A 12,795-nucleotide genomic window follows, 5' to 3' on the forward strand; every position below is an offset into this window, starting at 1 on the left:
TAAACCCTCATGGAGCTGTTATGTACGTCGCCTCGTCGCCAGATCGCTGGCTCGACCTGAAACACCTGATGAGCGCGCTGCTCGCCCAAGGCCGCATCCCACAAGAGGACGCCGAACAAGCCTTGATTGCCCATCGCCAAGTCACCCGCGACGCCCACCACCCGCTGGTGTTTTTGGCCGAACAACAACTCCCCGACCTGCGCCGCCCCGGTCACACACTCGACATTGAAACCCTGACAGCCTGGCTGGCAGAAGAGTGTGAACAGCCTTACTTGCGCATTGACCCTCTCAAGATTGAAGTGGCCACCGTCACGGCCCTTATGTCATTTGCCTTTGCCCAACGGCATAAAATTCTCGCCATTGGCGCAGATGAACACGCCGTCACCATTGCCAGCGCACAGCCTTACGTCAGTGGATGGGAGACCGACTTAACCCACACGCTAAAGCGCCCCGTTAAACGCGTTATCGCCAACCCGCTTGAAATCGAGCGTTTGAGCCTTGAGCTGTTTGCGCTGGCAAAGTCAGTGAGCGGCGCGGTGCTTAACGATCAAAAAGCCAACAGCACAGGCAACCTTGAGCAACTGCTCACCCTTGGCGCAGTCGATCAAGAACCTGACGCCAATGACGCACACATTGTGAATATCGTTGACTGGTTGTTTCAGTACGCATTCGAGCAACGCGCCAGCGATGTGCATATCGAGCCACGACGCGAACAAGGCTGCGTGCGCTTTCGTATCGACGGGGTGCTGCACAACGTTTATCAGTTTCCGCAGCAGGTCACGACGGCCATTGTCAGCCGCCTTAAAAGCCTTGGCCGAATGAATGTCGCCGAAAAGCGCAAACCCCAAGACGGTCGAATAAAAACCAAAACCCCAAGCGGAGCTGAGGTCGAGCTAAGGCTTTCAACCCTGCCCACCGCGTTTGGCGAAAAAATGGTGATGCGGATTTTCGACCCGCAGGTGTTGCTTAAAGATTTCGACCAATTAGGATTCAGCCCACACGACCTGCTGCACTGGCAGCAAATGACGGCACGCAGCAACGGCATCATCTTAATCACCGGCCCAACAGGCTCGGGTAAAACCAGCACCTTGTACGCAACGCTCAAGCAGCTCGCGACCCCGCAGATTAACGTGTGCACCATCGAGGACCCCATCGAGATGATTGAACCCGCGTTTAACCAAATGCAGGTTCAGCCCTCAATCGAGCTGAGTTTCGCCAGCGGCGTGCGGGCACTGATGCGCCAAGACCCGGACATCATCATGATCGGCGAGATACGCGACCTCGAAACCGCCGAAATTGCCATTCAAGCTGCGCTGACCGGGCACTTGGTGCTCTCAACCTTGCACACCAACGATGCGCCCAGCGCCATCAGCCGTCTGCAAGAGCTTGGGGTCGCGCCTTATCTGATAAAAGCCACATTGCTGGGGGTCATGGCTCAACGGCTGGTGAGAACCCTGTGCCCAAGCTGCAAAACCGAGCACGCGTTGAGTGCTGCCGACTGGCAGCATTTCGCGCCCAAATGGTTTGCGCCCACGCCGCCTCACACTTGGCGAGCCACTGGCTGCATCGAATGCCGCCACACGGGTTATCACGGGCGGGCGGGGGTTTACGAAATAATGCCCATGAGCGAACCCCTCTGTGCGCTGATCGGCCCCGAAACAAACCTGCCGGCCCTGCGCCACGCAGCTTGGAATGAGGGTTTGAATGACCTGCGGCAGGCGGCGGCGTACAAAGTGGCCTCGGGCCAAACAACACTGGAAGAAGCATTGAGAGTGACCACCGTTCACACCTGATACCTCGCACATCGCTAAATGACACGTTGTCGCTCGAACCCACGGAACTACATCGACCTCGCTAGAATCAAACCTGTCAGTTAACTATTTCGGAGTCACTCATCATGCGTCTCAAATATGCTGTCGCCGCCTTGGCCCTGCTGTCCCTTCCTGTTGGCTCAGCAATGGCCGACAGCTTCTGGCGCAACGTTCTGTCATCAGGTGCAACCACGGGTTCCACGTACCTGACCTTCAAAAAAGACCGCAAAGTCATTGCTGCACAAGATGATGCGGGCAGCTTTGTTGCCAGCAACGGTGCAATTCGTGGCCCATACCTGGAATCTGCAATGCAGCAAGTGCGCACTGACAATCCAAACCTGAAAATCAGCGACATGGACTTGGCCAACGCCATCTTGGCCAAGAACGCCACAGCAGAATAAACCCTGCCCTTACTTTAGGAGCGGGCCTGCTCACGAAGCGCTTAAAGCCTTCGCGAGCAAGCTCGCTCCTACTGGTTTTTGGGAAGCTTTACTCTCTAGCCGCCTAAGAGGGCTACGTTCAGCCTTCATACAGAATTTTCACCCGTCGTGAGCCATGCTCTGGGTATGATCTGGGCACTGTGCTACTGCTCTATGGTCCTCCACACTCACTCACATCGGATGTCACGCCTCTATGAGTTCGCTGCCCTTCCTGCCGTTTTCCAAACCCTCGATTGATGAAGCCACCATTGCGGCTGTAGGCGATGTGTTGCGCTCTGGCTGGATTACCAGCGGCCCCAAGGTGCAGGCATTCGAAGCGCAGCTGTCCGAGTACTTTGGCGGGCGCCCTGTACGCACTTTTAACTCTGGCACCTGCACTATGGAAATCGCCCTGCGTATTGCTGGCATCGGCGCAGGGGATGAAGTCATCACCACCCCCATTTCGTGGGTGGCCACCGCCAACGTGATTATCGAGGTGGGCGCCACGCCGGTGTTTGCCGATATCGACCCGATCACGCGCAACATTGACTTAGCCAAACTCGAAGCCGCCATCACCCCGCGCACCAAAGCGATCATTCCGGTTTATTTGTCGGGTTTGCCGGTGGACATGGACGCCCTGTACACACTGGCCAAAAAGCACAACCTGCGCGTGGTCGAAGATGCGGCGCAGGCGCTGGGCTCCAGCTGGCAAGGCCAGCGCATCGGAGCACGGGGCGATTTTGTTTCGTTCAGTTTTCAGGCCAACAAAAACATCACCTCATCCGAGGGCGGTTGCTTGGTACTGAACAACGAAGAAGAAGCACGGCTGGCCGAGAAGTACCGCCTGCAAGGCGTGACTCGCACAGGCTTTGATGGGCTGGATGTGGACGTGCTGGGCGGCAAGTTCAACATGACTGACATTGCGGCAGCCATCGGCTTGGGCCAGTTTGCCCATATTGAAGCCATCACGGCTCATCGTCGCGCATTGGCCAAACACTATTTCGAGTGTTTCGGCCCCGAGTTCGAAGCCCAATACGGCGCGCAATTACCGGTTGCTGACTTCACTAACACCAACTGGCATTTGTTCCAGTTGGTGCTGCCAGAACGCAAAGACAGCGAGCCTGCGCGGGCAACGTTTATGAAAGACATGCAGGCCTTGGGCGTGGGCGTGGGTTATCACTACCCGCCCATTCACTTACTGAGCTTGTACCGGGCGCAAGGTTTCAAAGAAGGGATGTTTCCCATTGCGGAACACGTAGGACGTTTAATCGTGTCGCTGCCCATGTTTACTGCCATGAGCAAAGCGGATGTGGAGCGTTCGGTTGCCGCCGTGAAAGCGGTCCTGAAGAACAACTGATGCACGCTGTCATTGCTGCCGCAGGCTGGGGCAGCGATGACAGGTTGACGGGTTACTCGCCGATAGCGGCTTTGTAGCCCGCAGCGTCCAGCAACTTATCCAACTCAGCTGTGTTGGTTGGCTTGAGCTTGAAGATCCAGCTGTCGTACGGCTTTTCATTCAGGTTTTCTGGGCTGTCAGCCAGCGCCTCATTGACTGCAATCACTTCGCCCGACACTGGCGAGTAGATGTCAGATGCCGCTTTGACCGACTCAACAACCCCAGCCGTGTCGCCAGCCGCGAATACTTTGCCAACTTCGGCCAACTCAACAAACACCACATCCCCCAACGCTTCTTGAGCGTGATCGCTGATACCCACGGTAACCGTGCCATCCGCTTCAAGGCGTGCCCACTCGTGACTTTCAGCAAAGCGCAACTCAGCAGGGATCAGGCTCATATTCAGTGTCCTCAAGAAGAAATGTCGGCGGCTCACACACGGTGCAAGCCTGCTCGTAAACGTTAGATCAAGGCTTTGCCAAGACGAACAAAAGTCGGTTTGACTACGCGAACCGGGTACCACTTGCCACGAATTTCGACCTCGGCACGGTCTGCCGTAGCCATTGGAACTCGCGCCAAGGCAATCGATTTACTTAGCGTAGGAGAGAAACTACCACTGGTTATCTCTCCTTCGCCAACATCAGCTATACGAACGACCTGATGAGCACGTAGGACACCGCGCTCTTCAAGCACCAAACCGACCAATTTCAACTGCACACCAGCAGCTTTTTCGGCCTCAAGTGCCTCACGCCCTATGAATGCTCGCGTGGCAGGCTCCCACGCAATGGTCCAGGCCATGTTGGCTGAAAGAGGCGAAACAGAGAGGTGAATATCTTGCCCGTAAAGGTTCATTCCGGCCTCAAGACGCAACGTATCGCGGGCACCCAGACCAATAGGCGAAATGCCAGCGCCCACCAGGTCGTTAAACAAGCCGGGGGCCTGATCAGCAGGCAGGATGATTTCCAGACCGTCTTCACCGGTGTAACCGGTACGGGCGATAAACCAATCACCCTCGACCAGCCCTTCGAAAGGTTTGAGCGTCTGGATTAGCTGACCACGCACCTGACTCACCAGCTCAGCCACTTTGTGCCGCGCCTGTGGGCCTTGAATCGCCAGCAGCGCTAATTCGGGGCGTTCCTGCAGTTGAACGTCATAACCTTGGGCCTGCGAGGTCATCCAGGCCAGATCTTGATCGCGGGTGGCTGCGTTGACGACGAGCCGATAACCCTGCGCCATCAGGTAGACGATCATGTCATCGACAACCCCACCCTTCTCATTGAGCATGGCGCTGTACAACGCACGGCCGGGTGTGGTCAAACGCTCGACGTCATTGGCCAGCAAGTGCCGCAGCCATTCTTTGGCTTGAACACCCGTGACATCAATGACGGTCATATGCGAAACATCAAACACCCCGCAGTCTCGGCGCACTTCATGGTGCTCCTCAACTTGCGAACCGTAATGCAAGGGCATATCCCAACCGCCAAAATCGACCATTTTCGCACCAAGGGCGAGGTGCAGGTCATACAGAGGCGTACGCTGTCCCATGGGTTTCTCCTTCCGGGCGTGGCGAAGGTGCGGACAGGCTTGCTTCACACTTCAGACCGTTGAAAGTGGCCTTGCTGTGTTTAACAGAGAACCTGGCCTGACAGACAGACCGCACCGAATGCCGCGCATTGTAGCCGCAAGGAAGAGGACTGACACCTAACCGATGCGATGGGCAGAACGTCGAATAAGCCCGATGACAGGCAACAACCCCACCAGCACCAGCGTCAGTGCCGGCAGAGATGCCCGCGCCCACTCACCTTCACTGGTCATCTCAAAAATTCGCACTGCCAGCGTGTCCCAACCAAACGGGCGCATCAGCAAGGTGGCAGGCATTTCTTTGAGTACATCCACAAATACCAGCAGCGCAGCACTCAACGTGCCCGGCAGCAATAACGGCAGATACACTTTGAAAAACAGTCGTGGCCCACTGACGCCCAAACTGCGAGCCGCTTCTGGCAGAGAAGGCCGAATACGCGCCAGGCTGTTTTCCAAAGGGCCGTAAGCCACGGCAATAAAGCGCACCAAATAGGCCAACAACAAGGCCGACAGGCTGCCCAGCAGCAGGGGTTTACCTGCACCGCCTAGCCAGCTCGATAGCGGAATGACCAGTTCACGGTCCAAATAGCTGAACGCCAGCATGATCGACACTGCCAACACTGAGCCCGGCAAGGCATAACCCAGGTTCGCTAGGCTGACACCCGCGCGAATCGTAGGCGTGGGCGCCTGACGCCGTGCAAAGGCCAACACCAACGCAACGCTGACTGTTATCAGCGCTGCCATGCCCCCCAAGTACAAGGTGTGCAAAATCAGGCCGGTGTAACGCTCATCCAGGTCAAAACGCCCGCGCTGCCAAAACCACACCACCAATTGCAGCATGGGGATCACAAACGCACAGGCAAACACCAGCCCGCACCAACTGCTGGCCAGCCACGCTTTTGGGCCGCTTAGGTGATACAGCGCTTTACCCCGTGGTCGCTCATTACTGGCGCGGCTTGCACCTCGGGCGCGACGTTCGCCATAGAGCACCACTATCACCACTAACAGCAACAAACTCGCTAGTTGCGCCGCTGTCGACAGGCTGAAAAAGCCGTACCAAGTTTTGTAAATGGCGGTGGTGAAGGTGTCGAAGTTGAATACCGATACAGCGCCGAAGTCTGCCAGTGTTTCCATCAACGCTAACGCCACACCGGCGCCAATAGCGGGCCGTGCCATTGGGAGCGCTACGCGCCAGAAGGCTTGCCACGGGCTTTGCCCCAGCACCCGCGCCGCTTCCATCAAACCCTTGCCCTGCGCCAAAAAGGCGGTACGTGCCAGCAGGTAAACGTAGGGGTAGAAGACCAAAATCAGCACGATGATCACGCCGCCGGTCGAGCGTACGCGTGGCAGCCGCAAGCCCGTACCAAACCATTCACGCAGCAGCGTTTGCACAGGGCCGGCAAAATCCAGCAACCCCACAAAAACAAACGCCAGCACATAGGCTGGAATCGCAAACGGCAGCATCAACGCCCAGTCCAGCCAGCGTCTGCCGGGGAACTCACAGAGGCTGGTTAGCCATGCAAGGCTAACCCCGAGCAGTGTCACCCCAATGCCAACACCGACAATCAAAGTCAATGTGTTGCCCAGCAGGCGCGGCATTTGCGTGTCCCACAGGTGGCTCCAAATCTGGGTATCAATGCTTTGCCATGACAACAGCAAAACGCTTAGCGGTAACAACACCAAAGCGGCAATGACAAAAACCAGCGGATACCAGCGACGTTGGGCGGGATGGGCCACGAAAAACTCTCAGAAGGTGTGGGAAGTTGCCAAGGGCAAATGTGGAAGACTCAATGCTGAATGGCAAGCCGCAACTGTACTCGCTGCTGCTGGCGAAGGTTGCGTGCGCTTGTGAACACCCACACGCCTGAGCATGGGTTTTAGCTCAACACCCCGTCACACCTGACGCAGCCCGACGGCAGTTGCTACACAGGGTGAGCAACTGCCGCCAGCATTTTAGTTCCAGCCAGCGCGGTCCATCATGCGGATTGCTTCAGCCTGACGCTTGCCTGCCACTTCAACCGGCAATTTATCTGCTTTGAATGTGCCCCAACTGGCCACTTCGTCCGAGGGCGCAACGCTTGGGTTCGCTGGGAACTCTTGGTTGGTGCCGGCGAAAATGGCTTGGGCTTCTGGGGTAGTCATCCACTCCACCAGCGCTTTTGCCGCCTCAGGGTGCGGTGCGTACTTGGTCAGACCAATGCCCGACAAGTTGACGTGAACGCCACGATCAGCCTGATTAGGCCAGAACAACTTAACGGCCAAGTCCGGCTTCTGCTTATGCAGGCGGCCGTAGTAGTAAGTGTTAACGATGCCGACATCACATTGCCCGGCATTGATCGCATCAAGCACCGCGATGTCATCGGAGAACACATCAGTGGACAGGTTATTGACCCAGCCCTTGAGGATTTCTTCGGTTTTTTCCGGGCCGTTCACTTCGATCATGGTCGCGGTTAGCGATTGGTTATAAACCTTCTTCGCGGTACGCAAGCACAGACGCCCTTCCCACTTTTTGTCCGCTAGGGCTTCGTAAGTGGACAACTCTTGCGGTTTAACCCGATCAGTGGCGTAGGCAATGGTACGAGCGCGCAGGCTTAAACCTGTCCACTCGTGGGACGAGGAGCGATATTGAGGTGGGATATTTTTATCAATCACATCCGAGGTAAACGGCTGCAAGATGCCCATTTGCTCGGCTTGCCACAGGTTGCCAGCGTCAACCGTGAGCAACAGGTCAGCAGTGGCGTTTTGGCCTTCTGCCTTGATGCGCTGCATCAGCGGGGCTTCCTTGTCGGTGATGAACTTGACCTTAACCCCGGTTTTAGCGGTGTAGGCGTCAAATACCGGCTTGATCAGCTCGTCGATACGCGAGGAGTAAACCACCACTTCCTCGGCAGCAAAAACGCTGCTCCCGAACAGGGTAAAGGCCAGGGCAGTCAGTAGACGCTTGGGTGCCAACATGGGAGCGGTCTCTCTCAATGCGAATCGGGCGTAAATGGTAGTGAATCACATTTGCCATCTCAACCGAACTCGCCCTAGAGGCGTTACGGGATGTTACAACGAGCTCTGTATTCGCTGCCCAAGGCTGCGATGGCAGCGACTACAAGACCCGTTACGCCTTGGCCAGCGGCGGTAAGTCACCCGTCAGTCCTAGCGCCTGACGCACGAACATAGCTTTGGCTTCGGGCATTTTGTTGACCCACTTCAAGCCCGTGTTGCGCAACAAGCGTGCCGTTAGGGAGTCCGCCTGAAACAACCGCTCAAAACCTTCCATCGCCGCCATCAGGGCCAGATTGTGTGGCATGCGACGGCGCTCAAAACGGCTTAACACCCGCACATCTGCCAATCGCTCACCCCGATCAATCGCATGCAACAGCACATGCGCCAGCACTGCGGCATCGAGAAAGCCCAAGTTAACGCCCTGTCCGGCCAGCGGATGGATGGTGTGCGCCGCATCGCCAATCAAGGCCAGCCCCTCAGCCACGTAGCGTTTGGCGTGGCGCTGACGCAGGGGCACGCAAACACGCGGGTCAGCGCTGAGTACTTGGCCCAAACGGCCTTCAAATGCCAGTTCTAGTTCGCGGCAAAAAGCGTCGTCATCCAGCGCCATTAGGTATTCGGCTTGCTCGGGCGTGGTAGACCACACAATCGAGCACCAATCTTGCTGGCCATCGCGTTCAAGCGGCAAAAACGCCAACGGCCCATGATCGGTAAAACGCTGCCAGGCGGTCTGCTGATGCGGCTCAGTGCAGCGCACGCTGGTCACGATGGCGTGATGCAGATAATCCCATTGGCGAGTTTCGCAGCCGGTAAGACGGCGCACAGCCGAGTTGGCGCCATCGGCGGCAATCACCAGCGGCGCACGCAAGGTGCGGCCATCGGCCAGCGTCAGTAACCAGTCATCGCCGGAGCGGCGCATTTGCTCCATGCGCGCATTGGCCAGCATCTCGATGTTCGTGTCTTGCAGGCACTCAAGCAGTGCGTCTTGAACCACCCGATTTTCAACGATATGACCCAGCACGTCGGCATGCACACTGGCGGCTGAGAAGTGGATCTGCCCAGTGCCGCTGCCATCCCACACGTGCATGTGCGAGTAAGGACTAACGCGCCGTTGGGTGATGCCATCCCAAGCCCCAAGGCGTTGCAAAATACGCTGGCTAGCTGCCGACAAGGCGCTAACCCGAGGCTCGAACGCAGCGTCAGCGGCAAAGGGTTTAACGCTGAGCGGGCTGCCGTCGAGCAGCAGAATCTTTAATCCGCTGTTTTTGAGCGCCAGCGCCAATGCGCTTCCGACCATTCCGGCCCCAACAATCAGCAGATCTGCGCGCGTTTCCATGCTTTAAGCCTGTCTCGCTAGCGGCGTACGCCGCACCTGAAAAAGTAGATCGACAGGGGCTTACTCGCCCCGGTCGTCATCAAATGTCTGCGCGGGTGCCCAGGCCCATTGCCTGACGGGCAAACCAGCGCTTGGCCGGCGGCAGTAAATCGAGCCCTAACAAACCGAGGTTACGGCCCAACGAAACCAGTGTTTGGTCGCTGCCAAAAAGGCGCGTCACTTGATCCGAAAAACCAATGGTCAGTTGTTGGTCGAGCTTTTGACGCTGTTGATAACTCAACAAAGTGGCAAAGTCGCCCACGCCTTTGTCGCTCGCCAGCAGAGCATCGGCCAACGCCTGAGCATCCCGCAGGGACAAGTTGAAGCCCTGGCCCGCAATCGGATGCAGGCTGTGGGCCGCATTACCCAACACCGTCAGATGTGGGCGCACTTGCTCTTCGGCTTCAATCAGCGTCAGTGGGTACAAATGCCGAGCGCCCACTTGCTTGAGCGTGCCCAAGCGATAGCCAAATACACCCTGCAATTCGCTAAGAAAGCTGCGTTCATCCAGTGCGGCCAACCGTTGCGCGTCCATACCAATACGCGTCCAGACCAACGCGCAGCGGTTCTCTGGCAGCGGCAGCAGCGCCATCGGGCCTTCGTCAGTAAAACGCTCAAACGCCATCCCGCAATGGGACTCGCTTGGGGTGATATTGGCGATCAATGCGCTTTGGTTATAAGGCTGCTGACGCACATGAATACCCAACTGCTCGCGCAGCCCTGAACGACCGCCATCAGCCAGCACCGCGAGGTCGCACTCCAGCGTGGTTTCATCGTTAAGGGTCAGGCGGTAGCCATCTTCGAGCGGCTGCATGTGGATAACTTCAGCCGGGCAACGCCAACTGATAACGTCTGGGTCCAGGCCTTGCCACAGGCATTGGCCGAGCCAAGCGTTTTCGACCACATAGCCCAGCGCCGGAACGCCTTCTTCGATGGCAGACAAACGGGCAGTGGAGAAACGCCCGCGGTCAGACACATGAATGTCTTTGATCGGCTCGGCGCGTGCAGCAATGGCTTGCCACAGGCCCAATCGCTCATAAATTTGCCGGGCGCCGTAGCTCAGCGCCGATGAGCGGGCGTCGTAACTTGGCTGGTACGTGTTGCCGGGTGCGAAGGGTTCGATCAGTACGATCTTCCAGCCGCGTGCTTTGGCCCCGGCCTGCAATGCCAGCGCAAGGCTCGCGCCGACCAGACCGCCACCAATAATTGCCAGATTGACTCGACTCATGCCGCGCTCGCCCTTGCTGCTGCCATCAAGGCCTCGATGTCTGCGACGGTTTTGGGCACGTCGCTGGTCAAGATGTCACAGCCCTGTTTGGTGACCACTACGTCGTCCTCGATTCGCACGCCAATGCCGCGCCACTTTTTGGCGACCTGTTGGTTGTTGGGGCTGATGTAAATACCCGGCTCAACAGTCAGGGTCATGCCCACCTCCAGCACGCGCCACTCGCCGCCCACCTTGTATTCGCCCACGTCATGCACATCCATACCCAGCCAATGGCCAGCGCGGTGCATGTAAAACGCTTTGTAAGCTTCACTGGCGATCAGCTCATCGACGTCGCCCTGCAACAACCCTAACTCGACCAAACCTGCGGTAATCACCTGAACCGTGGCTTCATGTGCCTGATTCCAGTGTTTGTTCGGTGCTATTTGTGCGAATGCGGCCTCTTGCGAGGCCAGCACCAACTCATAAATAGCTTTTTGCTCAGGCGAGAACTGACCGTTCACCGGGAATGTGCGGCTGATGTCACTGGCATAGCAGTCGATTTCACAGCCCGCATCGATCAATACCAGATCGCCATCCCTGAGCAGGGCGTCGTTTTCTTGGTAATGCAAAATGCAGCTGTTGCCACCCGATGCGACGATTGAGCCATAAGCTGGCATTTTTGCCCCGCTTTTACGAAATTCGTAATCCAGTTCGGCCTCAAGGCTGTACTCATGCAACCCGGCCCGACTGGCCTGCATGGCACGCACATGGGCGCGAGCCGAGATTTGCGCCGCATGGCGCATGACCTTGATCTCTGTCGCCGATTTATACAGGCGCATGTCATGCAGCAGATGATCCAGAGCAACAAACTCGTTAGGCGGCTGGGCGCCGAGGCTGGCTTTGGAGCGAATCGTGTTGATCCACTCCATCAAATGGCGATCAAATTCAGGGTTGTTGCCCATCGCCGAATACACCCGATCACGGCCTTCAATCAGGCCAGGCAGGATGTCGTCGATGTCAGTAATCGGAAAGGCATCATCCGCGCCGAAGTTGCGCATGGCGCCTTCTTGCCCGGCACGCAAGCCATCCCACAACTCGCGCTCGGCGTTGCGCTCGCGGCAAAACAGCACGTACTCCCCATGCACCCGGCCCGGAATCAAAACGATCACGGCCTGCGGCTCGGGAAAGCCACTCAGGTACTGGAAGTTACTGTCTTGGCGATAAACGTGTTCAACGTCGCGATTGCGAATGGCTACTGCCGCAGCGGGCAAAATCGCAATGCTGTTGGGCTCCATCTGCGCCATGAGCGCCTTGCGGCGACGTACGTATTCCGATTTCGGGATATGGATCATGGGCAGACGGGTTCCTCTTAACGATCAATCAGTGCAGCGAAGGCTTGGCAGCCGCAGGCTCAACGGTTTTTTTGGTTTCGGTGAACAGCAGCAGCGGCGCGACGCGCAGGTATTCCATTACTTGCATGTAATCGGTTTCGGCGTCTTCGGACTCTTCGAGGGCATCTTGCACCTGAGAAATAGCTGCCAAGTCTTGCAGGACTTCTTTACCTTCAGTGCTCAGGGCATTGTCGCGGTAGTTAAGACCAAAACCGGACAGGAAGCCCTGACACCACTCGCCCAAGGCGATTGCACGCTCGGTCAGCGGCGCGTCATCTGTCGGCAACAGCAGCACGACGGTCATGTCGTCGCTGGTCAGCTCGCCTTTCACCATCTCTTGCAAGCCGATCAGAGCATTGCGTACGTTGTCATTGATTTCGTTGTCGCTTTGAATCAGCTCAGCAGCGTCGGCCAACCAACTGTCGTGGTCGAAGCCTGCGCCAGCAGCACTGCGGCCCAGCAACAGGCCGTGCAGTTCGGCAGGCGAAACATTAAGGCCGCTGGAAGTCAGCAGGGTGACAAAGGCTTGATACGGGGAATTTTGAATAGGCATGGGCTGCTAGGCGCCAAGCGGCGCAATGTCTAGAATGAAGGCCTTGTATCCTAGCATCGGCAGCCGTGGCA

The 12,795-nt window shown here is 57.2% G+C and carries 11 protein-coding genes; 3 read left to right on the forward strand and 8 right to left on the reverse strand.

Translation table 11 applies throughout. The features are described 5' to 3' along the window. Positions 1–20: 20 nt before the first annotated feature. The 3 genes from tfpB (at position 21) to ACZRJQ_RS15170 (ending at position 3,587) form a co-directional block, all read left to right on the forward strand. A complete protein-coding gene (tfpB, locus tag ACZRJQ_RS15160; RefSeq protein WP_463979142.1) occupies positions 21–1,793 on the forward strand; it encodes a type IV pilus assembly ATPase TfpB in 1,773 nt (590 codons plus the stop codon). 104 nt (positions 1,794–1,897) lie between these two features. Then, a complete protein-coding gene (locus ACZRJQ_RS15165; RefSeq protein ID WP_463979143.1) occupies positions 1,898–2,212 on the forward strand; it encodes a DUF2388 domain-containing protein in 315 nt (104 codons plus the stop codon). A 232-nt stretch (positions 2,213–2,444) separates the two neighbouring features. Then, positions 2,445–3,587: a DegT/DnrJ/EryC1/StrS family aminotransferase gene (locus ACZRJQ_RS15170; RefSeq protein ID WP_463979144.1), complete on the forward strand. Its 1,143-nt coding sequence runs from the start codon at positions 2,445–2,447 to the stop codon at positions 3,585–3,587. 52 nt (positions 3,588–3,639) lie between these two features. On the opposite strand, the gene gcvH is transcribed toward ACZRJQ_RS15170, so the two are convergent. From gcvH to ACZRJQ_RS15210, 8 genes are all read right to left on the reverse strand, one after another. Beyond that, positions 3,640–4,023, reverse strand: a complete 384-nt coding sequence (gene gcvH, locus ACZRJQ_RS15175) for a glycine cleavage system protein GcvH (protein ID WP_463979145.1) — start codon at positions 4,021–4,023, stop codon at positions 3,640–3,642. A 62-nt stretch (positions 4,024–4,085) separates the two neighbouring features. Continuing rightward, positions 4,086–5,168 (reverse strand): glycine cleavage system aminomethyltransferase GcvT, encoded by a 1,083-nt coding sequence (gene gcvT / locus ACZRJQ_RS15180; protein ID WP_463979146.1) that lies wholly within the window; start codon positions 5,166–5,168, stop codon positions 4,086–4,088. 156 nt (positions 5,169–5,324) lie between these two features. Further along, on the reverse strand, positions 5,325–6,941 hold the full coding sequence (locus ACZRJQ_RS15185) for an ABC transporter permease (protein WP_463979147.1): 1,617 nt from the start codon (positions 6,939–6,941) through the stop codon (positions 5,325–5,327). 216 nt (positions 6,942–7,157) lie between these two features. Next, on the reverse strand, positions 7,158–8,159 hold the full coding sequence (locus tag ACZRJQ_RS15190) for an extracellular solute-binding protein (protein ID WP_463979148.1): 1,002 nt from the start codon (positions 8,157–8,159) through the stop codon (positions 7,158–7,160). Positions 8,160–8,310: 151 nt separating this feature from the next. Then, the gene (locus ACZRJQ_RS15195; protein WP_463979149.1) at positions 8,311–9,534 is read right to left on the reverse strand and encodes a 2-octaprenyl-3-methyl-6-methoxy-1,4-benzoquinol hydroxylase; all 1,224 of its coding nucleotides are present in this window, start codon (positions 9,532–9,534) and stop codon (positions 8,311–8,313) included. 79 nt (positions 9,535–9,613) lie between these two features. After that, complete coding sequence (ubiH, locus tag ACZRJQ_RS15200) at positions 9,614–10,801, reverse strand: 2-octaprenyl-6-methoxyphenyl hydroxylase (RefSeq protein WP_463979150.1); 1,188 nt, start codon at positions 10,799–10,801, stop codon at positions 9,614–9,616. Further along, positions 10,798–12,132 (reverse strand): Xaa-Pro aminopeptidase, encoded by a 1,335-nt coding sequence (pepP, locus tag ACZRJQ_RS15205; RefSeq protein WP_463979151.1) that lies wholly within the window; start codon positions 12,130–12,132, stop codon positions 10,798–10,800. The genes ubiH and pepP overlap by 4 nt, the downstream gene beginning before the upstream one ends. Positions 12,133–12,160: 28 nt before the next feature. Further along, a complete protein-coding gene (locus ACZRJQ_RS15210) occupies positions 12,161–12,724 on the reverse strand; it encodes a YecA/YgfB family protein (RefSeq protein ID WP_463979152.1) in 564 nt (187 codons plus the stop codon). Positions 12,725–12,795: the final 71 nt, after the last annotated feature.

This window comes from Pseudomonas sp. E315, from assembly GCF_055406205.1.

Excerpts from the sequence above, each read along its gene's own strand:
- ACZRJQ_RS15190 (WP_463979148.1), bottom strand. The coding sequence starts at position 8,159 with ATGTTGGCACCCAAGCGTCTACTGACTGCCCTGGCCTTTACCCTGTTC.
- ubiH (WP_463979150.1), bottom strand. The coding sequence starts at position 10,801 with ATGAGTCGAGTCAATCTGGCAATTATTGGTGGCGGTCTGGTCGGCGCG.
- pepP (WP_463979151.1), bottom strand. The coding sequence starts at position 12,132 with ATGATCCATATCCCGAAATCGGAATACGTACGTCGCCGCAAGGCGCTC.
- ACZRJQ_RS15210 (WP_463979152.1), bottom strand. The coding sequence starts at position 12,724 with ATGCCTATTCAAAATTCCCCGTATCAAGCCTTTGTCACCCTGCTGACT.
- gcvH (WP_463979145.1), bottom strand. The coding sequence starts at position 4,023 with ATGAGCCTGATCCCTGCTGAGTTGCGCTTTGCTGAAAGTCACGAGTGG.
- tfpB (WP_463979142.1), top strand. The coding sequence starts at position 21 with ATGTACGTCGCCTCGTCGCCAGATCGCTGGCTCGACCTGAAACACCTG.
- ACZRJQ_RS15195 (WP_463979149.1), bottom strand. The coding sequence starts at position 9,534 with ATGGAAACGCGCGCAGATCTGCTGATTGTTGGGGCCGGAATGGTCGGA.
- ACZRJQ_RS15170 (WP_463979144.1), top strand. The coding sequence starts at position 2,445 with ATGAGTTCGCTGCCCTTCCTGCCGTTTTCCAAACCCTCGATTGATGAA.
- gcvT (WP_463979146.1), bottom strand. The coding sequence starts at position 5,168 with ATGGGACAGCGTACGCCTCTGTATGACCTGCACCTCGCCCTTGGTGCG.
- ACZRJQ_RS15165 (WP_463979143.1), top strand. The coding sequence starts at position 1,898 with ATGCGTCTCAAATATGCTGTCGCCGCCTTGGCCCTGCTGTCCCTTCCT.